This window comes from Streptomyces sp. NPDC007088 (assembly GCF_042869355.1).
GTDB lineage: Bacteria > Actinomycetota > Actinomycetes > Streptomycetales > Streptomycetaceae > Streptomyces.
This window is the reverse complement of record NZ_JBIAFO010000012.1, coordinates 130,860-151,278: the sequence shown is the minus strand read 5'-3', so window position 1 is coordinate 151,278 and position 20,419 is coordinate 130,860. Positions and strand designations below refer to the sequence as shown.

16 protein-coding genes are annotated in these 20,419 nt (G+C 74.2%); 14 read left to right on the top strand and 2 right to left on the bottom strand.

What is annotated here, in order from left to right:
- The first annotated feature begins 178 nt into the window (after window positions 1-178).
- On the top strand, window positions 179-943 hold the full coding sequence (locus ACFYMP_RS20645; RefSeq protein WP_388859418.1) for a glucose 1-dehydrogenase: 765 nt from the start codon (window positions 179-181) through the stop codon (window positions 941-943).
- A gap of 231 nt (window positions 944-1,174) precedes the next feature.
- Here ACFYMP_RS20645 and ACFYMP_RS20640 read toward each other — a convergent pair whose 3' ends face one another.
- Entirely contained in the window at window positions 1,175-2,155 is a 981-nt protein-coding gene (locus tag ACFYMP_RS20640; RefSeq protein WP_388859415.1) for a ScbA/BarX family gamma-butyrolactone biosynthesis protein, read from the bottom strand.
- 189 nt (window positions 2,156-2,344) lie between these two features.
- On the opposite strand from ACFYMP_RS20640, the gene ACFYMP_RS20635 reads away from it, so the two are divergent.
- The 11 genes from ACFYMP_RS20635 to ACFYMP_RS20585 all read left to right on the top strand — a co-directional run bounded on the left by ACFYMP_RS20635 (window position 2,345) and on the right by ACFYMP_RS20585 (window position 15,691).
- The gene (locus tag ACFYMP_RS20635; protein WP_388859412.1) at window positions 2,345-3,049 is read left to right on the top strand and encodes a ScbR family autoregulator-binding transcription factor; all 705 of its coding nucleotides are present in this window, start codon (window positions 2,345-2,347) and stop codon (window positions 3,047-3,049) included.
- A 433-nt stretch (window positions 3,050-3,482) separates the two neighbouring features.
- Entirely contained in the window at window positions 3,483-5,339 is a 1,857-nt protein-coding gene (locus ACFYMP_RS20630; protein ID WP_388859410.1) for an AMP-binding protein, read from the top strand.
- On the top strand, window positions 5,336-5,713 hold the full coding sequence (locus ACFYMP_RS20625; RefSeq protein WP_388859407.1) for a hypothetical protein: 378 nt from the start codon (window positions 5,336-5,338) through the stop codon (window positions 5,711-5,713). Before ACFYMP_RS20630 ends, ACFYMP_RS20625 begins: the two co-directional genes overlap by 4 nt.
- A gap of 70 nt (window positions 5,714-5,783) precedes the next feature.
- Entirely contained in the window at window positions 5,784-6,095 is a 312-nt protein-coding gene (locus ACFYMP_RS20620; protein WP_388859404.1) for a LysR family transcriptional regulator, read from the top strand.
- 491 nt (window positions 6,096-6,586) lie between these two features.
- Window positions 6,587-8,113 carry an FAD/NAD(P)-binding protein gene (locus tag ACFYMP_RS20615; protein ID WP_388859401.1) on the top strand — a complete coding sequence of 509 codons (1,527 nt, stop codon included), beginning with the start codon at window positions 6,587-6,589 and terminating at the stop codon, window positions 8,111-8,113.
- A 150-nt stretch (window positions 8,114-8,263) separates the two neighbouring features.
- On the top strand, window positions 8,264-9,076 hold the full coding sequence (locus ACFYMP_RS20610) for a class II aldolase/adducin family protein (protein WP_388859398.1): 813 nt from the start codon (window positions 8,264-8,266) through the stop codon (window positions 9,074-9,076).
- A gap of 110 nt (window positions 9,077-9,186) precedes the next feature.
- Window positions 9,187-10,578, top strand: coding sequence for a class II 3-deoxy-7-phosphoheptulonate synthase (locus ACFYMP_RS20605; protein ID WP_388859395.1), 1,392 nt, complete (start codon window positions 9,187-9,189; stop codon window positions 10,576-10,578).
- A gap of 87 nt (window positions 10,579-10,665) precedes the next feature.
- The gene (gene aroC, locus ACFYMP_RS20600; protein WP_388859392.1) at window positions 10,666-11,850 is read left to right on the top strand and encodes a chorismate synthase; all 1,185 of its coding nucleotides are present in this window, start codon (window positions 10,666-10,668) and stop codon (window positions 11,848-11,850) included.
- A gap of 309 nt (window positions 11,851-12,159) precedes the next feature.
- A complete protein-coding gene (locus ACFYMP_RS20595; RefSeq protein ID WP_388859389.1) occupies window positions 12,160-13,029 on the top strand; it encodes an AraC family transcriptional regulator in 870 nt (289 codons plus the stop codon).
- Window positions 13,030-13,265: 236 nt separating this feature from the next.
- A complete protein-coding gene (locus tag ACFYMP_RS20590) occupies window positions 13,266-15,317 on the top strand; it encodes a BTAD domain-containing putative transcriptional regulator (protein ID WP_388859386.1) in 2,052 nt (683 codons plus the stop codon).
- A gap of 188 nt (window positions 15,318-15,505) precedes the next feature.
- Window positions 15,506-15,691, top strand: coding sequence for a hypothetical protein (locus ACFYMP_RS20585; RefSeq protein WP_388859383.1), 186 nt, complete (start codon window positions 15,506-15,508; stop codon window positions 15,689-15,691).
- 77 nt (window positions 15,692-15,768) lie between these two features.
- Here ACFYMP_RS20585 and ACFYMP_RS20580 read toward each other — a convergent pair whose 3' ends face one another.
- Window positions 15,769-16,761, bottom strand: coding sequence for an LLM class oxidoreductase (locus ACFYMP_RS20580; RefSeq protein ID WP_388859380.1), 993 nt, complete (start codon window positions 16,759-16,761; stop codon window positions 15,769-15,771).
- A gap of 404 nt (window positions 16,762-17,165) precedes the next feature.
- On the opposite strand from ACFYMP_RS20580, the gene ACFYMP_RS20575 reads away from it, so the two are divergent.
- Window positions 17,166-18,389 (top strand): IS701 family transposase, encoded by a 1,224-nt coding sequence (locus tag ACFYMP_RS20575; RefSeq protein WP_388859377.1) that lies wholly within the window; start codon window positions 17,166-17,168, stop codon window positions 18,387-18,389.
- 294 nt (window positions 18,390-18,683) lie between these two features.
- Window positions 18,684-20,324 (top strand): carboxylesterase/lipase family protein, encoded by a 1,641-nt coding sequence (locus tag ACFYMP_RS20570; protein ID WP_388859374.1) that lies wholly within the window; start codon window positions 18,684-18,686, stop codon window positions 20,322-20,324.
- Window positions 20,325-20,419: the final 95 nt, after the last annotated feature.

Genomic DNA, 20,419 nt, shown 5'->3' with positions numbered 1-20,419 from the left:
TAAGGTCGTGGCGGGTGTGTGGGCGCCCGCAGACCGCCGTGCGCGTCACCTCGGAGTGCGGATTCCGGCGGGCGGACGGCCGACGGGCGGTGATCCGCCGGTGCCGCAGCACCGGGGGAGCCAGGCCGGCCGTCCGCCGGCACGACGGTGCGGGCCCCTGCTCCGGTAGCTCGGGATCATGACGAACCAGGGCCTCCTCGCGGGTAAGACCGCCTTCATCAGTGGAGCGAGCAGTGGCATCGGAGCCGCCGCCGCACGTGTGTTCTGCCGCGAAGGCGCCGCCGTCATGCTGGTGGCCCGCCGTGAGAAGAAACTGGCCTCCCTCACCCGCGAGCTGCTGGACGAGGGGTACGAGGCCGAGTACGCGGTGGCCGACGTGGTGCACAGTGCGGAGGTGGCGGCCGCGGTGGACCGCACCCTGGCCCGCTTCGGGCGGCTGGACGTCGCCTTCAACAACGCCGGGATCGGCGCACCGCAGGCCCCCCTGCACGTGATGGCGGACAAGCTGTACGACGCGATCATGGACACCAACGTCCGGGGGGTGTGGAACTGCATGCGCCATCAGATCGCGGCGATGCTGCCCCACGGCGGCGCCATCGTGAACACCAGCAGTACCGCCGGTCTGGTCGCCACCCCCGTCGCGGCTCCCTACATCGCCTCCAAGCACGCGGTGGTGGGTCTGACGAAGGCGGCGGCGGCCGAGTACGCCCGGCACGGAATCCGGGTCAACGCTCTCGCGCCCGGCTCGACGCGTAGCGAGATGATCGACGATTGGCTCGAACAGGTGCCAGGCGCCGAGGAGTTGCTCCGTGAGGCCGCACCGCTGCCGCGGATCGCCGACCCCCAGGAGATCGCCGAGGCGGCGGCCTGGCTCGGCAGTGACCGGGCCTCCTTCGTCGTCGGCGCCACCGTGCCGGTGGACGGCGGCTGGACCATCCGTTGAGAGACACGGGGCGCCGACGTGGTGGACCGGTCCACGCGCCGCGGCCGCGGCGGCGGACAGGTACAGGTCGCGAAGGGGGACCACTCCCGGCGCCGGATGCCGTGCGAGGTCCGGTGCGGCGAGGAGGGAAGCGGAGTGAACGGCGTGGGGGGGGACCCCGCTCAGGAGGTGCTGAGGAGGGCCTGCCGTGTCCCGGTGCTGCGGACGGCCTCGTGGGCGCCGGCCCGCGGACTACTGAACGACGGAGCCGGCGAAGCGGACCACGAAGGCGAGCTGCCCGTCCTGGTGTCCGGTGACGCTGACCGAGGTCGTGCCGTCCTCGTCCGTGACGGGGTGGGCCTCGACCGTGCACGGAGTGGCGAACTCGACGTACCGGCTGAAACGCATCTCCGAGGAGGAGGCGACGAACCTGCCCGGAGCGAAGGCGAGGTGCGCGGCCTGCTGGGCGGCCTCCACCAGAACCATCGCCGGGACATGGTCGTTGGCGTGGTCGAAGAACAACTCGTTGCGCGGGTCGGCGCGCAGCTGCCACTGGCCGGGACCCTCGGCGGGGGAGAGGACGACGTCGCAGGTGCGCGTGTGGTGGACGGTCGAGGGCTGAACCGGCTCGGTGAGCGTGGTGAGCGCGTCGCCCGTCTCGGAGCTGGGCAGTTGCCCGCGTATGCGTGTGTAGGCGGCGGGCGAGGTGATCTGGAAGCGGATCGATCCGGAGCCGATCGGCCGGCCCTGCGCCCGCAGCTCCATCTCCAGGTGCGCACTGGCGGGCACCGCCCCCCGGCGGCGCAGGTCGACGACGCGCACGTCGAGCGTGAGCGCGTCGTCCGGAGTGGCCTCGGTGGGCAGGGCGGGCAGTTCCGTGTCGAGCCGGTGGCACAGGTCCCACATGACGAAGTGGTGGCCGAGCGGCACACCCAGTTCCGCGTGTGAGATGAGGAGCGTGGACTGGCGGATCGCCTCCAGCACCATGGAGGCCGTGGACCGGCCGTCCGGGCTCACGAAGAGCTGGTGGGTGCGCGGCCGCCGTACCGAGACAGTGAAATGCGTCTCGTCGTGCCGTCTGAGCCGTGTGGGCAGAACATCGCGAAGCCGGGCCCGGTGGACGAGTGTCCTCTCCACCGGCAGTGCCGGAAGGCTGGGCGTTTTGCCTGCTGTGATGTCCGGGAGTGCGGCGCGGTGCGCCTCTGTGTGGATGCCCCGGACTGTCGATGCCATAGCGCGCAAGGTCGTTGCCTCTTCTGTCGAAGGTGAAGGTGCAGGACGCCGTGGGGTATGGCCGATCTCCCCCCGCGGTCGGTAAGGTACAGGCATGCGGGTTTGTTTTTCAATGAGCTGACGACAGCCCAGGGCAAGCAGTCGCACGGAACCGTCCCCTCCGGACGGCTCGAACAGATGGGAGGCCGCGTGGCACGACAGGAGCGTGCGGTCAGGACGAGGAAAGCGATTCTGAGCGCAGCCGGTGAGGTGTTCGCCGAACAGGGCTACGCCGGAGCGACCATTTACGACGTGTACACCCGGTGCGGGGTGACGAAGGGGGCCTTCTACTTCCACTTCTCCTCGAAGGACGAGCTGGCCCAGGCCGTGCTCGACGAGCAGGTCAGTGGCCAGATCGGCTACCTGGAGGTGCCGGCGACAGGGGACACGGTCAGGTTCCAGGAGGTTGTCGACATCGGGCTGCTGGTGGGGCACCGGCTGACCTTCGACCGGATGCTGCAGGGCAGCATCCGGCTCGCGGTCGACCAGGGGCACGAGATCAACCGCCGTATTCCGTACCAGGCGTGGATCGACGTCCATGTCGGCATCCTCTCCGAGGCCGAGGCGCTGGGTGAACTGCTGCCCGGCACCGACGTGGAGGACGCGGCGCAGATGATCGTCGGTTCCTTCAGTGGTGTGCAGTTGATGGCCGAGGTCATGAGCGACCGCAAGGACCTGGAGGAACGGGTCGCGGTGCTCTACCGGGGACTCGCCCGCGCCGTCGTCACACCGGAGACGGCCGCCCGGCTGGACATCACCCCCGACCGGGGCAAAAGGCTCATGGCTCGCGTCAACGCGGACGCGCAGAACAACGCCGGAGCCGCCGCGGACGCGCGGAGCGACGCCGGGGAGTAAACCGGCAGAAGACCGGTTCCGCCGCGGGCGAGGAAGGCCGGCGGCGGGACCCGGCCGGGGCGAAGCGGCCCGGGACGCCGTCCCCGCGCGACGGCCGCCGCGCCCGGCCCCTCGGCATGCCCTTTTCCCGGTGGCGCCCGCGCGGTCGCTTCCGGTGCGCCCGGCGAGTACGGCCGCACGGATGCCCGCCGCACGGACGCGTGCCCTGTCTGCGTAAACGTGTGTCCTGCCCGCACGGACGCGTGACCGGCCGTGAGGCCGGCTCCTGCCCGGTGGCTCGCACGCTCGCGCGCTGGAGCGCCCCCGTGCCGATCCGGAACGCGGTACGCCGAGACCTGCGATCGCACTTTCCGATAGGAATGGAAAACCCGCATGCGGGTTTGTTTCTCTGGGGCAGGTTCCAGAGCGGGCTCACCGACCACGGAGACGCCACATGATCAGACTTGAGCACATTCGCCGTCGAGCGACCGCGCGTCCGGACGCGACCGCCGTCGTGGACGGCGCGATCCGGCTCTCCTGGGCGGAGTTCGCCGAGGCGGTCGAGCGCTGCGCCTTCGGCCTGGCCGGTCATCTGCCCGAGGCGCGTCCGGCCCGTGCCGTGTTCCTGGCCGGTCCGCGCTGGGAGCTCGTCGTCGCCCTCGCCGCCTGCGCGACGCTCGGTATCCCCTGTGCGGGGCTCGACCCCGCGCAGGAACCGGACCGGCTCGCCGACACGCTCGCCCTGCTCGACCCCTGCCTGGTGTTCGTCGGCGCCGAACAGCGGCCCGCCCTCGACGCGGTGACCTGGCCCGGCGCCACCGGCGCCCTGCGCATCCCGCTGGACAGAGGGGCGTGCGCGACCGGACGGGCCCCTGAGGGCCCCCAGGGCGCGTGCCACGCCGGTCCGTGCGACGGGAAGCGGTGCGCCACCGGCGTCGGTGACGAGCCCCGTGCCCTTCGCCCCGGCAGTCGTTCGCGGACGCCCGAAACTGCCGAGGGCGGCGAGGCCGGAGGCGCGTGCGCGTGCGCCGGGCTTGACGGGGAGCGGGAGCCGGGCCCCCGCGCCGGGAGCGCCGAACGGCTCTTTCGCGAGCTGCTGAAGAGCGCACCGGCCGACGATCAACCCAACTGTCCCGCAGGGGAGTTGCTGGAGTTCCTCACCGTCGTGCCCGGCGGTCCACACTGTCCCGCAGGGGAGTTGCTGGAGTTCCTCACCGTCGTGCCCGGCGGTCCACGGCCGAGGGTGGCCGTGCGCGACGCCGCCGCCGAGGGGCGCGCGCTGATCGGCCTGATGGACGAGTTCGGCTTCGACGCCCACGACACCCATCTGGTCGCCGCCCCCTTGTGGCAGCCAGTCTCCCTGCAACTGGCCCGCACGCTCCTCATGGTGGGCGCGCGCGTCGTGCTGGACGACTCCGGCGACGCGGAGATCCTGGCCGCCCTCCTCGCCGTGGAGGGCGTCACCACCGCCATGATCGAGCCCGGTGCGCTCGGCAGGGTGCTGGCCCACCCGGACTCCGCGCACCTGGCCCACACCACGCGGCTGCGCTGCGTGATCACCCCCGGGCGGCATCTGGGGCGCTGGGCCGTCGACACCGCCTGGACGCGGCTCGGGCCCGTGCTCCATCTGGTCCACGCCACACCCGAGACGGGCCTGAGCACCCTCCTGTGCCCGGAGGAGTCCCTCGTCGCCCGCGCCCGCACCGGGCGGCCCGTCCTGGGCGCCTCGGTCGCGGTCCTGGACGCGGAGGGCGCCGTCCTGCCCGCGGGCCGGCCCGGTCGTGTGGCCTTCGCCGGCCCCCAGGTGATGGACGGATACCTCGACGGCGACGCGGAGTTCGTCACCCTCGACACCGGTGCGGGGGAGCGGCGCCACCTCGTCACCGACGACCTGGGCGTCCTCGACGAGCGGGGCAGACTCACCCTCACCGGGCGGGTGGGCGGAGTGCGGCCCCCGGTCCGCGACCACGCCGTCGACGCCGCGCTGTTCCGGCTGGAGTCCGACCTCCTCAACCTGCCCTGCCTGCGCGACACCGCCGTGATCAGGCTCGGACTGCCCACGCTCGGGGACGTGCTCCTGGTCCCCTTCGTCGCGGTGGCCGTCGGGCGTGAGGCCACCGGCCATACGGCCCTGCGCACCGCGTGCGAGCGCCGGGTGCCGTCGATCCCGGCGCACGTCATCGCGGTGGACCACATCCCCCGCAGCCCCACCGGACGGATCAGGACCGCCGAACTCCTGCGGGCCGTGGTCCCGATCCTCAGCCTCAGCCTGCAACTGGAGCAGTGCGCGCGGCACGGGATCCCCGCATGAGCGCCGCCGACACCACCGCCGCGCGGCAGGACGCGACGGAGGCCGGTTTCGCCGAGGACTTCTTCGCCTTGGAGGGCGAGCTGCTGGAACTGTCCCGCGTGCGCGAGTGCGCCGTGGTCCCCGCCGAACTGCCCGGACTCGGCCCCTCGGTGGTCGTGGCCTTCGTCCCGCTGGAGCCGCGGCAGGAGATCGCCGGGCGGCGGGCCGTGCTCGCCGCCTGCCGGCGCAACCTGCCCGTCAGGTACGCGCACGCCGTGGCCGTGGACGAGGTACCGCGCACCGTCGACGGAGCGGTACGCCAAGGGGAGTTGCTCGATCAGGTGCTCCCGCAGATCGCCCGGGACCTGATAGCGCCCTCCACCGCGGCCGACTGAAACCGCCGCACCGGGGCGCACAAAAATACAAGCAGGCTGGTATGTTAAGTGGACCAGGGGAGGTCGTGTCATGCAGTTTCAGCAATTGCGCGCGTTCCGGGAGGTCGCGGCCGAACTGAGCTTCACGCGGGCCGCCAGAAACCTGCACTACGCCCAGTCGACCGTGACGACTCAGGTCAAGAACCTCGAAGAGGCCGTCGGCACCGAGCTGTTCGACCGCAGTCGGCGCCAGCTCGTGCTGACCGAGGCCGGGCAGCGGCTGCTGCCGCACGCCGAGCGGATCATCGAACTCGCCGAACTTGCACGGCGCGAGGTCGCCGAGGTGAACCACCCGCCGCACCGCTCCGGCCGGCGGAGGGCGCCCGCGCGCGTCCTGCTCTGAGCCGGTGCGCGGCCCGCCCCGCGCCCTGATCCGAGCCCCGCGCCCCACTGCGGCCGGTCCTCAGGGCCGGCCCTCGCGCGTGGAAGCGATCACGCCGGGGCCGCCCGCAGACCTCCGCTCGCGGGACATGTCACCGCCTGCGCCCGCGCGCGCCGTGAAACAGGAGCGTGATTCCGCCAATGCCGGTGCGCTGCACGGCAAATGGCGGTTCCCGGCCGTTCCTAGAGTCGCCCGTGTCGAACCGTCGTCCGTCGGCAGACGGGCCCCGGACTCGGCTCCCGTGCGCTCAGCCCCGGCCAGGCAGCCAGGCATCACCGGCCGCTGGACGCACGCCGCACGTCCAGCCCCGGAGAGGATCGACCATGGGCCAGGCCCCAGCAGCGGACCACCCGACGGGTGCCGCCGAAGCCGCGAGCGGTCCGCCCGGCCCGGCCGGGGCCGCCTGTGGTGACGTCCGCACGCCCCCGCACGCGCCGATGGGTGACTGACCCGTGTCCCCCGGAATCTCGATCGGCGTCGTCGGCGGCGGCGCGGCGGCCGTCTGCCTGATCGACGCCCTCGCCCGCAGCGAGGGCGACCCGGGCAGCCTCACCGTGTTCGAGCCCTCCCCCCACCTGTGGCGCGGCCGGGCCTACCAGACGGACACCGAGACGCTGCGCGTCAACGCGCCCCCCGAGGACATGTCCGTACGCGCCGCCGACCCCGGCCACTTCGCGCGCTGGCTGCGCGCCCGCGAGCGTGCCGCGGGCGTCGAGCGCGTCCGCGGTGCCGGCTTCGCGCCGCGCCCGCTGTACGGCGCGTACCTGGAGGAGTCCGCGTACGCGGCCCTCGACGCGCTGCGGCGCCGGGGCTGGCGCGTCGAGATCGTCGGCGAGGCCGTGACCTCCGCCGCCCGCACGCCCGGCCAGGTACTGCTGCGTACCGGCCACGGATCGTCCCGCGCCTTCGGCTACGTCGTGCTCGGCGTCGGCGGTGACAGCCCCGGGGACGTCTACGGACTCGGCGGCGTCCCCGGCTTCGTCGGCGATCCGTATCCGCTCAGCGCCACCCTCGACGGCGTCGGCGAGGACGAGCACGTCGCCGTCCTCGGCGGTGGGCTGACCGCCGTCGACATCCTTCTCTCCCTGGCCGCCCGGGGCCACCAGGGGCCCGTCAGCCTGCTGTCGCGACGCGGGGTACTGCCCGGAGTGCGGCAGCGTCCCGTCCCCTTCGTCCCACGCCACCTGGCGCGGGAACACTTCCGCGCCGCCGCCAGGAGCCGCCGCGAACTGGGCATCGAGGAGGTCGCCGCCGTGCTGCGGGCCGAGTTCCGCGAGGCGGGCGCCGACCTGGACGCCGTCGTCGAGGAGATCGGCCGCCTCGATCTGGAGGACCCGGTCGACCGCTTGCGCCGTCAGATCGGCGAGGTCGACTCCCCCCGCCTGGACCTGCGCCTCCTGCAACGCGCCGTCCCCGAGTCCGGCCCCGACGTGTGGCCGCTGCTGCGTGAGGAGGACAAGGCCATGGTCCTGCGCGCCCACTGCCACTCCCTCATGAGCCTGTGCCGCCCCATGCCGCCGGACAGCGCCGCCGTCCTCCTCGGCCTCGCGGAGTCGGGACAACTGGAGATGTTCTCCGGACTGCTCGACGTCCTGCCCGCCGGCGGCGGGGGCTTCGAGGTTCTGGCCGCCGACGGCACCCGGTTCCGCGCCGACCGGGTGATCAGCGCCGGCAACGCCTGCCAGGGGCGCGTTCCGGCCGGGGCGCTGCCCCTGGTCACCTCGCTGATCCGGGCCCGCGCCGCGGCCAGGCATCCGCACGGCGGGCTGCGTCTCGCCCGCGCCACCAGCCGGCTCACCAGCGACGGACGGCCCGACCCCCGGCTGTACGGGCTCGGCGACATCGCCGCCGGAACCCTGTTCTTCACCTTCGGCATCGCCTCCCTGGTCGCCCGCAGCCAGGACATCGTCACCGCGATCCTCGAACATTCGGCCACCGTGGACGCGGTCCGGGCACAGGCGGCGCCGCTCGCCGCCTGACACCCCGCGCGCGGCGTCACCCGCTCCTCGCCCCGGCGCCCGCGGGCCGACGGCAGCCCGACCCGGCCGCCACCCCTCCACGAGCCGCCACGCGCCTCCCCACCACGCCGGCTCCGCACTCCACCGGAGACTCACGAAAGGAACCCGAGCATGACCACCACCGCCACCGAGACCCGGCCCGCCCGCCTCGTGGACACCGTGACCGGACCGCCCGTCCCCGGCGAGCCGGACTTCGCCACCCACGACGACGCCCGGCGCCACCGCAGACGGCGGCTCGCCGCCGCGCTGCGCCTCTTCGGCGAGTACGGCTACGGCGAGGGCATATCCGGCCACATCTCCGTGCGCGACCCCGAGCACGAGGACCGTTTCTGGATCAATCCGTTCGGCGTCTCCCTGCGCCACGTCCGCGTCGCCGACCTGATCTGCGTCGACGCCACCGGTCGCGTCGTCAGCGGCCGGCGCCGGGCGAGCCCCAGCGCCTTCGCGCTCCACTCCCCGCTCCACGCACCGCGCTCGGGCGCCACCGCCGCGGTCCACGGGCAGACCCCGCACTCCCGCGCGCTGGGTGCTCTCGGCCGGCTGCTGGAACCCGTCGACCGGGAGTCCGCCGCCTTCCACGGTCGTCAGGTCTTCCACGGCGAGGACCAGGGGCCCTCCGTCTCGGTGGCCCAGGGCCGCGACATCGCCGCGAGGCTCGGCGGCAACCGGGCGTTACTGTCGCGCCACCACGGGCTGATCACCGTCGGCGGTTCCCTCGACGAGGCCGTGCACTGGTTCTTCACCTACGACAACTGCGCCCGCGCTCAGCTGCTCGCCCAGGCGGCGGGCGCTGCGCGGGCCCTCGCCCACGAGCAGCCGGCCGCCGCCCACGAGGGACCCGGGACCGGGTGGCGGGGCCACTTCGGCTTCCAGGCGCGGTGGGACGAGACCGGCGCCGAGGAATCCGACCTGCCGCAGGAGTAGCCCACGCGCATCCCGGGCCGGTACCACCCCAGGCGGCGCCGCGAACGCACACAGTCGCGCCCCGCTCCCTTCCCCGCACGAGCCCTCCGTAGAAGAACGAGGCCAGTCCCATGCATGCAGAACACACCGTGACGTCCCTGGACTCCTGGCGCGGGCTGCCCGCCGACCAGCAGCCCGAGTGGCCCGACGCCCAGGCGCTGCGCAGGGTCGTCGGCGAGCTGTCCGGCTACCCGCCGCTCGTCTTCACCGGCGAGTGCGACCAACTGCGCGACCGGCTCGCCCGGGTGGCGCGGGGCGAGGCGTTCGTCCTCCAGGGCGGCGACTGCGCCGAGACCTTCGACGGGGTCGGCGCCGACGAGGTCCGCGACAAGATCAAGACGCTGTTGCAGATGTCCGCCGTCCTCACCTACGCCACGTCGGTGCCGGTGGTGAGGATCGGCCGGATCGCGGGACAGTACGCCAAGCCCCGCTCCAAGCCCACCGAGACCCGCGGCGGCGTCGAACTCCCGGTCTACCGGGGGGACTCCGTCAACGGCCTGGAGTTCACCCCGGAGGCCCGCACCCCCGACCCCGAGCGGCTCAAGCGGGTGTACCACGCCTCCGCCGCGACGCTGAACCTGATCCGCGCCTTCGTCACCGGCGGTTATGCCGACCTGCGCCAGGTCCACGAGTGGAACCGGGACTTCGTGGCGGGCTCCCCGATCGGCGCACGCTACGAGAACCTCGCCCGAGCCATCGACGACGCGCTCACCTTCCTCGCCGCCTGCGGAGCGGACCCGCGCGAGTTCCACTCCGCCGAGTTCTACTCCAGCCACGAGGCGCTGCTGCTCGACTACGAGGCCGCGCTCACCCGTACCGACTCGCGCACCGACCTGCCCTACGACGTCTCCGCGCACATGGTCTGGATCGGGGAGCGCACCCGCCGACTGGACGGTGCGCACGTCGAGTTCGCCTCGAAGATCCGCAACCCCGTCGGCGTCAAGCTCGGCCCGAAGACCACCCCCGACGAGGCGCTGGCGCTCATCGACCGCCTCGACCCGGACCGCGAGCCCGGCCGGCTGACCTTCATCACCCGCATGGGCCGCGACCGCGTCCGCGACGTACTGCCCGATCTGGTCGAGAAGGTCACCGGCTCCGGCGCCGAGGTGGTGTGGCTGTGCGACCCCATGCACGGCAACACCTTCGAGGCGTCCAGCGGTCACAAGACCCGCCGCTTCGACGACGTACTGGACGAGGTCCGCGGCTTTTTCGAGGTGCACCGCGCCCTGGCCACCCACCCCGGGGGCATCCACATCGAGCTGACCGGCGACGACGTCACCGAGTGCGTGGGCGGCGGCTACCGGATCGGGGTCGGCGACCTCCACCAGCGCTACCAGACCGCCTGCGACCCGCGGCTGAACCGCTACCAGTCCCTCGACCTCGCCTTCCAGGTCGCCGAACTGTACCGGGAGCGCACCACCCCGCTCCGGCAGGAGCCCGCCCCGATCGCCACCGCGGCCTGAGCGCACCGCCCGGTGCGCCCTCACCGGCGCCCGGACGCGCACCGTACCGCCGCACGACACATCCCCGACCCACAGCGAAGGAACCCCATGTCTGCCTTGCGATGGCTCACCGCCGGCGAGTCCCACGGGCCCGCCCTGACTGCCGTACTGGAGGGACTGCCCTCCGGAGTGCGCATCACCACCCAGGAGGTCTCCGACGCCCTCGCCCGTCGCCGTCTGGGCCACGGGCGGGGCGCCCGCATGGTGTTCGAACGCGACGAGGTGGCCTTCACCGGCGGCGTACGGCACGGCCGCACCCTCGGTTCGCCCGTCGCCCTCCGTGTCGGCAACAGCGAATGGCCCAAGTGGCAGGCGGTGATGGACACCGACCCGGTCCCCGCCGGCGCCCTGGCCGGACACGCCCGCAACGCGCCCCTGACCCGGCCCAGGCCCGGCCACGCCGACCTCGCCGGGATGCAGAAGTACGGCTTCGACGACGCCCGGCCGGTCCTGGAGCGGGCCAGCGCCCGGGAGACCGCCGCCCGCGTGGCGCTCGGCTGCCTCGCCGAGGCGTTTCTGCGGCAGGCGTACGGCATCGAGCTGGTCGCCCATGTCGTCGCGCTCGGCCAGGAGAGCTCCACGTCGGCGACGATGCCCGGCCCCGGGGACACGGAGCGGCTCGACGCCGACCCCGTGCGCTGCCTGGACGCCGGGGCCTCGGCCGCCATGGTCGCCGAGGTGGACCGGGCGCACCGCGCCGGCGACACCCTCGGCGGAGTGGTGGAGGTCCTGGCCTACGGACTGCCGCCGGGGCTCGGCTCGCACGTGCACTGGGACCGCCGCCTGGACGCCCGGCTGGCCGGTGCGCTCATGGGCATCCAGGCCATCAAGGGGGTGGAACTGGGGGAGGGGTTCGCGCTGGCCGGCGTCCCCGGCTCCCTCGCCCACGACGAGATCCTGCCGGGCGAGGACGGCATCCGGCGCGCCACCGGCCGCTCCGGTGGCGTGGAGGGCGGGATGTCCACGGGCGAACCGCTGCGGGTGCGCGCCGCGATGAAACCGATCGCGACCGTGCCGCGGGCACTGGCCACCGTGGACGTGGCCACCGGTGAGGCCGCCGTCGCCCACCACCAGCGCTCCGACGTGTGCGCGGTGCCGGCCGCCGCCGTGGTCGCCCAGGCCGTGACCGCTCTGGTCCTCGCGGACGCGGCGCTGGAGAAGTTCGGCGGCGACAGCGTGCCCGAGACCGCCCGCAACCACGGCTCCTACCTGCGCCACCTGAGCGTGCGCTGAGCCGCCGCCGGCTCGCCGGGCGCCCGGACACGGCGCCCGGCGACGCGCGCCCGCACCGCACCCGTCCCCCTTCACCCCCGCGCTGCTGACGGCCCGTCCGTCGCGACATCTGCTATCGAAGCCTTCGATGAGGTTGTGATACCGGCATGCGGGTATGTTTTCATGGTGTGGGGGGACGGACCGCGCACTTGCCGGCGCTCCGTCCCGACACACGGACGGATGGGGGATGCGGTGCCACGCCTAGAAGAACTCGAGCCGGCGCCCGCGGTGGTGCGCCAAGTGCCGCCCCGGGGTGGCGCACCGGGCGGCGTGCAGATCGTCCGCGTCCACGACGAACTGCTCGACGGCACCCTCAGGACCCACCAGTTCGGCGGCGTGCGGGTGGCGGTGGTCAAGGGCGAGGGCCCCCGGGAACTCATCCGGCCGGGCCGGAGGGTCGCCCCGGCGGGCGAAGGGGTGCTGCGTGTCCTGCGGCCTTTGACCGGAGCCGTCTGGGTCGTGCAGGACGGCCGCCACGGGACGGTACGCGCTCCGCAGCTGATCTGCCTGGACAGCACCCGCCCCTACAAGGCGTCCATGCCGGAGAACTTCCGTCTGGTCGACGTCACGGTCGCGCACCGGCTGGTCGGCCTGACCGCCGACGAGGCCGCGTCGTTCACCGCCCGGCCCTGGACCGGCGCCGAGGGCCTGGCCGCCCTGCTCTCCTCCCTGCTCGAAGGGCTGGGCCGGCACGGCAGGGAGGTGGAGACCGCCGTCGACCTGCTCGGGGGCAGCGTCGTGGGCCTCACCGCCGCGCTCTTCTCGGAGCGCATGCGGGAGTTCGCCGAGGACCCGCGGATCGCCCGGCAGGCGCTGATGCTCCAGGTCCAGTCCTACGTCCGGGCGCGGCTAGCCGAACCCGGCCTGAACGCGGAGACCGTCGCCCGCTCCCACCACGTCTCCCTGCGCTACTTGCAGAAAGTCTTCCAGGAACACGGCATCAGCCCGGCGCGCTGGATTCGCGACGAGCGGCTCGCGCGCTGCCGCACCGAACTCGCCGACCCCCACCTGGACCACCTGCCGGTCGCCCTGATCGGTGAACGGGCCGGACTCTACGGCGCCTCCCACTTCAGCAGGCTCTTCCGCGACCGCTACGGCATCACGCCCCGCGAGTACCGGAAGGAGCGTGGCACCCCGTGACACGCGAAGGCGGCCCGGCGCCGCTCGACGGGGGCCCCGCCCCGAGCCCGCGGCCCGACGTGCCGGTCCGCGCCTCGCCCGAGGGGGAGGTCCGGGACCGCGGGAGGCACCCCGGACCGGCATCGGCAAGCTCCGCAGCGCCCGCATACGGCACTGGTACGAGTCACCGGGCGCGCCCCTTACGGCCGCCCGCCACGAGGCGCCCGCCGAGCGGGCCGGAAGAGAATGAGGACGTCATGCGGCAGGACGCCGGGACAGTGAACGCCGGGGCCCCGGGTGCCCGGGAACGAGGCGTCGGACAGCGGGAAGCCGGGACGGAAGCCGACGCGCTGCGCATCCGCGTGCTCGGCCCCCTGGAGGTGCGCGCCCAGGGCGAGGACCGTACGCCCACCGCCCCCATGGCGCGGCGCGTACTCGCGGTGCTGCTGCTGAACGCCAACCGGCTGGTCTCCACCTCCACCCTGATCGAGGAGCTGTGGGAGACCGAGCCGCCCCGCCTCGCCCGCAAGACCGTGCAGACCTACGTCTACCAGTTGCGCAAGGCGCTGCACTGCCCGGTGAACCCGTGCGAACGGATTCGTACCGGACCGAACGGGTACCGCATCGACCTCCAGCCGGGCGAACTGGACCTGTGGGAGTTCGAGCACGGAGTCCGGCGCGCCCGCACCGCGCTGACCGAGGGCGACCCCGCCGCCGCCGCGACCGTGCTGCGCGAGGCCCTCGCCCTGTGGCGCGGTGAGCCGTACGCGGGTCTGGAGACCGGTCCGCTGCTCTCGGCGCAGCTCCCGCCCCTGGCCGACCTGCGGCTGAGCGCCCTGGAGTCGCGCATCACCGCCGATCTGCGGCTGGGCCTGCACCGGTCGCTGATGGGGGAGTTGCGCCAGCTGACGGCGGACCACCCGCTCAACGAGGAGTTCACCGCCCACCTGATGACCGCCGCCCACCGCTCGGGGCAGCGCGCCACCGCCCTGGAGGCGTTCGCGCGGCTGCGCCGCCGGCTCGTCGACGAACTGGGCATCGAACCGTCCGAGCACCTCCAGCGCCTCCAGCAGGAGGTACTGACCGCTCAGCTGCCCGGGGCCGAGGCGGACGCCCCCACCGGGGAACCGTCCGCCGGGCGCGCCGGACCGGCCGGGCAGCCCGCTGCTTCCCGCGCCGCGGCCGGACAGGGGACGGCCCTCGGACAGCTCCCGCTGGACACCCCCGACTTCACCGGACGGGCGGTCGAACTGGCCCGGCTGACGGCCCTCACGCGCGAGGACGCGCGCGTCGGTGCCGGGGCTTCGGCCGGGCGCGGCGCTCCCGGCGCCGGGCCCCGGGTGGTCGTGGTGCTGGGCCCGGTCGGGGTGGGCAAGAGCGCCTTCGCCGTGCACGGCGCGCACCGGCTGGCCCAGCGGTTCCCCGACGGGGTGCTGCACGCCCGGCTGCACGACGACGAGGACCGCCCACGCCCCACGCACGCCGTGCTGCGCGCGCTGCTGCGCGACTGCGGCCACGACCCGGCCTCCCTGCCCCGGAACACCGACGAACTCGCGGGCATGTTCCGCTCGTTCAGTGCCGGCCGGTCGCTGCTCATGCTGCTGGACGACGCCGCGAGCACGGATCAGGTGCTGCCGCTGCTGCCGGCCGACGACACCGGTCTGGTCCTGGTCACCTCACGGGTCCGGCTGCCCGGTCTGCCCGGCGCGCGTATGCTCCCGCTCGGCCCGCTCCCCGCTCCCGACGCGGCGGCCTTCTTCGCCCGTGTCGCCGGTGCCGACCGGGTCGCGGGGGACCCGGAGACGCTCGGCGCGGTGACCCGGCTCATGGGCGACTGCCCGCTCGCGCTGCGCGCGGTGGGGGAGAAGTTCGCGGGCCGCCCGATGTGGACGCTGGGCGACCTCGCCCTCGGCCTGGTCGACGAGGACCGCCTCGCGGCGGAACTCGACGACGAGACCTGCGACGTCATGGCCCGCGTCGCCGGCGCCGTCGTCCGGCTGCCCGGACGGCTGCGCCGGGCGCTCGCCCTGCTCGCGGCGGGCGGGGCGGAGGACTTCGGCATGGCGCGGGCGCAGGAACTGCTGGGCGGCGACGCCTGGGAGGCCCAGTCCCTGGTGGGCCGGCTGCTCGACCACCACGTCGTGGTGAGCGGACCGCGGCCGCAGGCGTCCCCGCTCGTCCTGCGGGTCCCGCAGCTCGTCCGCCTGGCGTTGCCGTCCCCCGAGGACACCGGACTGCGCGTCCTGCCGGTCGCCGGCCGCGCCCCCCGCACCCGGTCCGTCACGGGAGTCCTCACCGTCGCGGGCTGAACCGGCCGCCGGCGCCCCGCCCGTGTGTGTCCGATCCCTCGGCGCGCACCGGCGGGGCGCCCCCGTTTTCGTCCCCGAGCGGGCCGTTGACCCGGCCTTCACCCGGACTGGACCGTCCCGGCGGATTCTGGTGGCGATGGGGTGGCGACCGGAGGAGCCGGGTGGCGCCCCCGACCCGAGGAGGCGGCATGCCGCTCGACGAGCACGAGGGGATACCGGCCCGCTGGCTGATGGTGCCGGCCGGTGTGGACATCGATCTCGACCCCCCGCCCCCGCCCACTCCGCCGCAGAGCGACAGCGCCCGGCACGCGGCCGTGTGCCGGCACTGCGGCGCGCGCCCCCCGGCCGGCCCGCCGCACCGGCCCCGCGCCTGACGGCACGGCGACACGACAGCACGACGGCACCACCCCCGCCGACAGGGGTGGTGCCGTCGCCGTTCCGCGGTCCGTGCTCAGGCCGCGGAGACCATGGGCGCCCGCTCGTGCGAGGGGAAGTGGGGCAGGACGTACTCGGCGAGTTCCTGGAGCACCTCATCCACGGGCCGGCGGCCGGGCCTGAGATTGAGCACCACGTGGTGCACGCCGATGTCCCGCAGCCCCTCCAGGTGGGTGCGCAGATAGCGCCGTCCCGTCCGGTAGCCCAGGGGGATGGCGCTGGGACGGGCCTCCGGCCGGTCCACCAGATCGAGGTGGAGCGACTGCGCGAACGGCTTCAGGCCGTTGCCCGTGTCCGCCACCGCCCTGCGCCACATCGCCGCCGTGCCGTGCTGCTGGAGCAGCGGACGCGGGTACATCAGCCAGCCGTCGGCGTGCTCGGCGATCCACGGCATGCTCTGCCTGCTGTGCCCCGTCACGAGCAGGGGAATCCGCCCGCCGGCCGGCTTGGGCAGCACTCCGGCGTCGCGGATGGTCCCGTAGCTGGAGTCCACGGCCGGAAAGTCCTCCGCCCACAGCCGCCGCAGGGTGGTGACGGCGGTGCGGAACAGCCCCGGGCCGTCGTCGCGGTCGAGCCCGTAGGCGGGGTACTCCATGCTCCGTTCCCCGCTCGCGGCACCCAGCAGCAGTCGTCCGCCACTGATCAGGTCCAGCGAGGCCGCCGACTTCGCGGTGTCCAGGGGGTTGCGCAGCGGCAGCACCGTGGAGCCGGTGGCCAGCGCGATACGCGAGGTCCGCGCGGCGATGTGGGCCAGCCACACCCACGGGTCGTACATCTGCCCGGCGTCGCCGAACGCCGGGTCGTACAGCGGGATGTCCCGGACCCACAGCGCCGCGAACCCCGACCGCTCGGCCCGTACGGCCCGTTCGGTCTGCTCGGCGACGTCCATCCGGGCCACCGGGCCCTCGTAGGACTCCATCGGGAAGAACAGCCCCAGCGTCAGGCCGCCGGGGCGGAACACGCGCGCGAATCCCGGGCGCGAGGCGAAACCGGGGTCGAAGCTGGACATAGGGCCTCCACATCGAAGTCCGCCCACCGCGCCGGAGCGGGAACCCCTCCGGCGCGGTGGGCGGACGCACCGACACCATCTCGCCCGCCAACCTAGGCGCCACCCGCCCGGCCGTCTGGCCCGTCCGCGCACCGGCCCTGACCGGTCCGCGCACCGGCCGCGGCCCACCCGCGCACCCTCCTCGACGCACCCGCGCGGGCACCCCGTCCGCCCCCTCGCCCGGCCTGCGCGTTTCCCGCGCCTTGGCCCCGCCTTGGACACCCCGCCACAGGCTCCTGTTCGGCAGCTGGAAGACCGGGTCGACGGGACGCGGACCGCTGCCGGCCAGGTGTCAACCGCACAGACACGGGCCCGCGGCCCCGCCGCGGACACCGGTCGGACGAATGACGATGGGGGACGACGGGATGCACACGAGATTGCAGGAGCGCACCGGGGACATAGACACGATCCGCGCGGCGCGGACGGCGGCCAAGGACGGCGTGCTGGAGGAGCTGGGCGCGGCACTGTTCGAGTCCCTGCCGCGCAGCGACCAGCGGCGCCGGGGCATGGAGTACGTCCAGGGACTGCTCGGTGTCCAGGGCCGCAAGTCGATACGGAACATCTCCTCCCTCTTCGGCGGTGAGGCGGCCGAGCAGAGCCTGCACCACTTCATCAGCGGTTCCACCTGGGACTGGGGGCCGGTCCGCCGCGCTCTCGCCCTCCACCTGGAGGAAGTGTCCCCGGCCCGCGCCTACGTGTTGCGGCCCATGGTGATCCCCAAGGCCGGCGACAGCTCGGTCGGCGTGGACCGCCGCTTCGACCCCGGCCGCGGCCAGGTCATGAACGTGCAGCAGGCCGTGGGGGTGTGGGCCGTGTCGGAGGAGCACAGCACCCCCGTCAACTGGCGGCTGTACCTGCCCGAGACCTGGCTGGACGACGCCACCCGGAGGCGGCAGGCGTCCATCCCGGAGAGCGCGGCGCCGGAGACCATGGACCAGTGCGGCGTGGAGGCGTACCTCGACATCACCCGCGGCTGGGGCCTGCCGGTGCGGCCCGCCGTCATGGACGCCCGCGAGGCCGATGTCGTCGCCACCGTGCGCCGGCTCCAGGCCGCCGACGCGCCCCTGCTGCTGCGCGTCAGCGCCAACCGGCGGTTCTCGGCGACCGATCCCGGACTGCCGCGCTCGGTCGCCGAGACCGAACTCACGGCGCACCAGCTCATGATGATGGCCCGTCCACTGCGCCAGCCCGTCATCCAGCGCCGGCCCGGAACCGGCGGTCCCGCGCGCGCCGCGCTGACCGCGGCCGTCCGCGTCGAACTGCCCCGGCGCGCCGGGCGCCGCTCCTCCCGGGGGCGTGAACTCGTGCTGCTCGGCATCGGTGAGAACGGCGGACGCTGGCCGGCCGAGCTGTGGCTGACCGACCTCACCGACCTGCACCCCGCCCAGTTGCTGAGGCTGAGCCGGCTGACCCGCCGAGTGGACCGGGACTTCGCCGACATCGCCGAGCCGGTCGGCATCAAGGACTTCTCCGGCCGCTCCTTCAGCGGCTGGCACCGCCACGCCACCCTCGCCTCCGCCGCCCACGCCGTCGCCGTCCTCTCGGGTGCTCCGACCCCCGAGCCGCAGCCGGAACAGGTGTCCGCGTGATGGCCGGACGCGACCGGGCGGGGCGTGCGGACGGCGCGAGCCCGAAGCCCCCGCGGCCGAGCGCCGCGCACCGCGCGACAGTCCGGGCCCGAGCCGCGGGCGGCGCAGTGTAGAGGCGAGCGAGGAGGATGTCAGCCGTCCTCCCGCCCGGTACGTCAGCTCCCCGGCCGGCCCGGCCGGGGAGCTGACGGACTCTTCCCGGCAGCTGACGTATTGCCAGGGCCTCCTTTGGTGACCTCCGAACAGGAGGCACACGATCGGCGCACCAGCCGACCGAGTGCCTAGGAGTCCACCATGGCCAGCCAGCCGCAGGCCGCAGGCGAGTGGCGGGGTGCTGCCGCCCTCGTCACGGAACCGCCGTGCCCTCCCGCCGCCACCGGGTCCCGGATCGTGGTGCGCACCTCGGCCGGGCAGGTGGCCGGAGAGCGGGCCGCCGGCGTCTGCGTCTTCCGCGGCATCCCCTATGCCCGCCCGCCGCTGGGCCCGCTGCGCTTCGCCTCCCCCCGGCCGCCCGAACCCTGGAGCGGCGTCCGGGAGGCGGTGCGCTTCTCACCCGTCTCCTTCCAGGCGGCGATCCCCAACCGCCCGGTGCCGCCCGGCAGCGAGGACTCGCTGTACGCCAACGTGTTCACGCCCGCCACGACCGGCAGCCGCCCCGTGCTGGTCTACATCCACGGCGGCGGCTGGCAGGCGGGCGCCGGCAGCATGCCCGCGTACGACGGAACCCGGCTCGCCGAGCGCGGGGACCTCGTCGTGGTCACCTTCAACTACCGGCTCGGCGTCCTCGGCTTCGGCCTGCACGAGGACCTCACCGACCCGGAGACCGGGCACGCCGCCAACTGGGGTCTCCAGGACCAGGCGGCCCTGCTGCGCTGGGTAGGGGACAACGCCGCGGCCTTCGGCGGAAACCCGGACGACATCACCGTGTGCGGCACCTCCGCGGGCGGCGCCACCGCCTGGCAACTGTCCCTGCTACCAGGCGTGCGCCCCCTGATCCGGCGCCTGATCTCCATCAGCCCCAGCCACACCACCGCGCCCGGCACCGCCCTGACCCCGCAGGACTCGCGCACCGCCTACGCCGCCCTCGCCCACCGCCTGGGCACCACCGTGGCCGGGCTGCGCGAGGTACCGGCGGGCGCGCTCACCGACGCCTGGACCCAGCTGTTCGCCCCGCCGCCCGGGGACCGGATCGTCTCCAGCGGACGCTGGTACCGCGGCCCCGTCGTCGACGGGCGCACCATGCCGGCCCCCGACCACCTCCTGCCCACGCCCGACGTGCCCGTGCTCAGCGTCCACACCAGCACCGAGGGCTCGTTCTACACGGGCCCCGCCTCCCCCGAACCGCTGCCCGCCCCCCGGGACGAGGCCGAACTCGTCCGGGCCGTGCGCGAGGTGCTGAGCCTGGCCGAACCGGACGCCGACGACGCCCTCGCCCGCGCCTGCGCCGCCGCCCACCGCTCCGCGGCCCGGGAGGCCGGGCTGCCGGGTGACCCGCGGTCGCTGTGGACCGAGATCTGGGGCGACGCCTTCTTCCGCCACCAGATCGTGCGGTTCGCCGACCGGCACGCCCGCGCGGGCCGTACCCCGCTGTACGCGATGGAGTTCGCCCACCCCGCGCTCCCGCCCCACTTCGGGACGCCGCACGAGGCGACCTCTCCGTTCCTGTTCGGCACCCACCGGCTGCCGCAGTTCGCCGCGGCGTTCGGCGACGGGCCCGCGGAGCGACGGCTGTCCGACGTGTTCGTCGACACCGTCGCCGCGTTCGCCCGGACGTCCGCGCCGCACACCGCGCACCTCCCCGAGTGGCCGCCGTACACCCCCGATCGCCCCAGCACCCTCGTGCTGGGCGGACCCGGCTTCGCCGAGGTCACCCGTACCCCGAAACTCGCCCAGCTGGACTTCTGGGACGCCGTGGGCTGGTCCCCGCGTCTGTGACCCACCCGTCCGCGCCCGCCGCGAGACCCGGTGGCCGGCCCCGCCGGCCACCCCATCCGACCACCTTCGCCATCTCCGCACCGCCAAGTCCCTAC

Excerpts from the sequence above, each read along its gene's own strand:
- ACFYMP_RS20610 (WP_388859398.1), top strand. The coding sequence starts at position 8,264 with ATGACCACCACCGCCACCGAGACCCGGCCCGCCCGCCTCGTGGACACC.
- ACFYMP_RS20570 (WP_388859374.1), top strand. The coding sequence starts at position 18,684 with ATGGCCAGCCAGCCGCAGGCCGCAGGCGAGTGGCGGGGTGCTGCCGCC.
- ACFYMP_RS20605 (WP_388859395.1), top strand. The coding sequence starts at position 9,187 with ATGCATGCAGAACACACCGTGACGTCCCTGGACTCCTGGCGCGGGCTG.
- ACFYMP_RS20645 (WP_388859418.1), top strand. The coding sequence starts at position 179 with ATGACGAACCAGGGCCTCCTCGCGGGTAAGACCGCCTTCATCAGTGGA.
- ACFYMP_RS20585 (WP_388859383.1), top strand. The coding sequence starts at position 15,506 with ATGCCGCTCGACGAGCACGAGGGGATACCGGCCCGCTGGCTGATGGTG.
- ACFYMP_RS20580 (WP_388859380.1), bottom strand. The coding sequence starts at position 16,761 with ATGTCCAGCTTCGACCCCGGTTTCGCCTCGCGCCCGGGATTCGCGCGC.
- aroC (WP_388859392.1), top strand. The coding sequence starts at position 10,666 with ATGTCTGCCTTGCGATGGCTCACCGCCGGCGAGTCCCACGGGCCCGCC.
- ACFYMP_RS20590 (WP_388859386.1), top strand. The coding sequence starts at position 13,266 with ATGCGGCAGGACGCCGGGACAGTGAACGCCGGGGCCCCGGGTGCCCGG.
- ACFYMP_RS20620 (WP_388859404.1), top strand. The coding sequence starts at position 5,784 with ATGCAGTTTCAGCAATTGCGCGCGTTCCGGGAGGTCGCGGCCGAACTG.
- ACFYMP_RS20640 (WP_388859415.1), bottom strand. The coding sequence starts at position 2,155 with ATGGCATCGACAGTCCGGGGCATCCACACAGAGGCGCACCGCGCCGCA.
- ACFYMP_RS20575 (WP_388859377.1), top strand. The coding sequence starts at position 17,166 with ATGCACACGAGATTGCAGGAGCGCACCGGGGACATAGACACGATCCGC.
- ACFYMP_RS20625 (WP_388859407.1), top strand. The coding sequence starts at position 5,336 with ATGAGCGCCGCCGACACCACCGCCGCGCGGCAGGACGCGACGGAGGCC.
- ACFYMP_RS20630 (WP_388859410.1), top strand. The coding sequence starts at position 3,483 with ATGATCAGACTTGAGCACATTCGCCGTCGAGCGACCGCGCGTCCGGAC.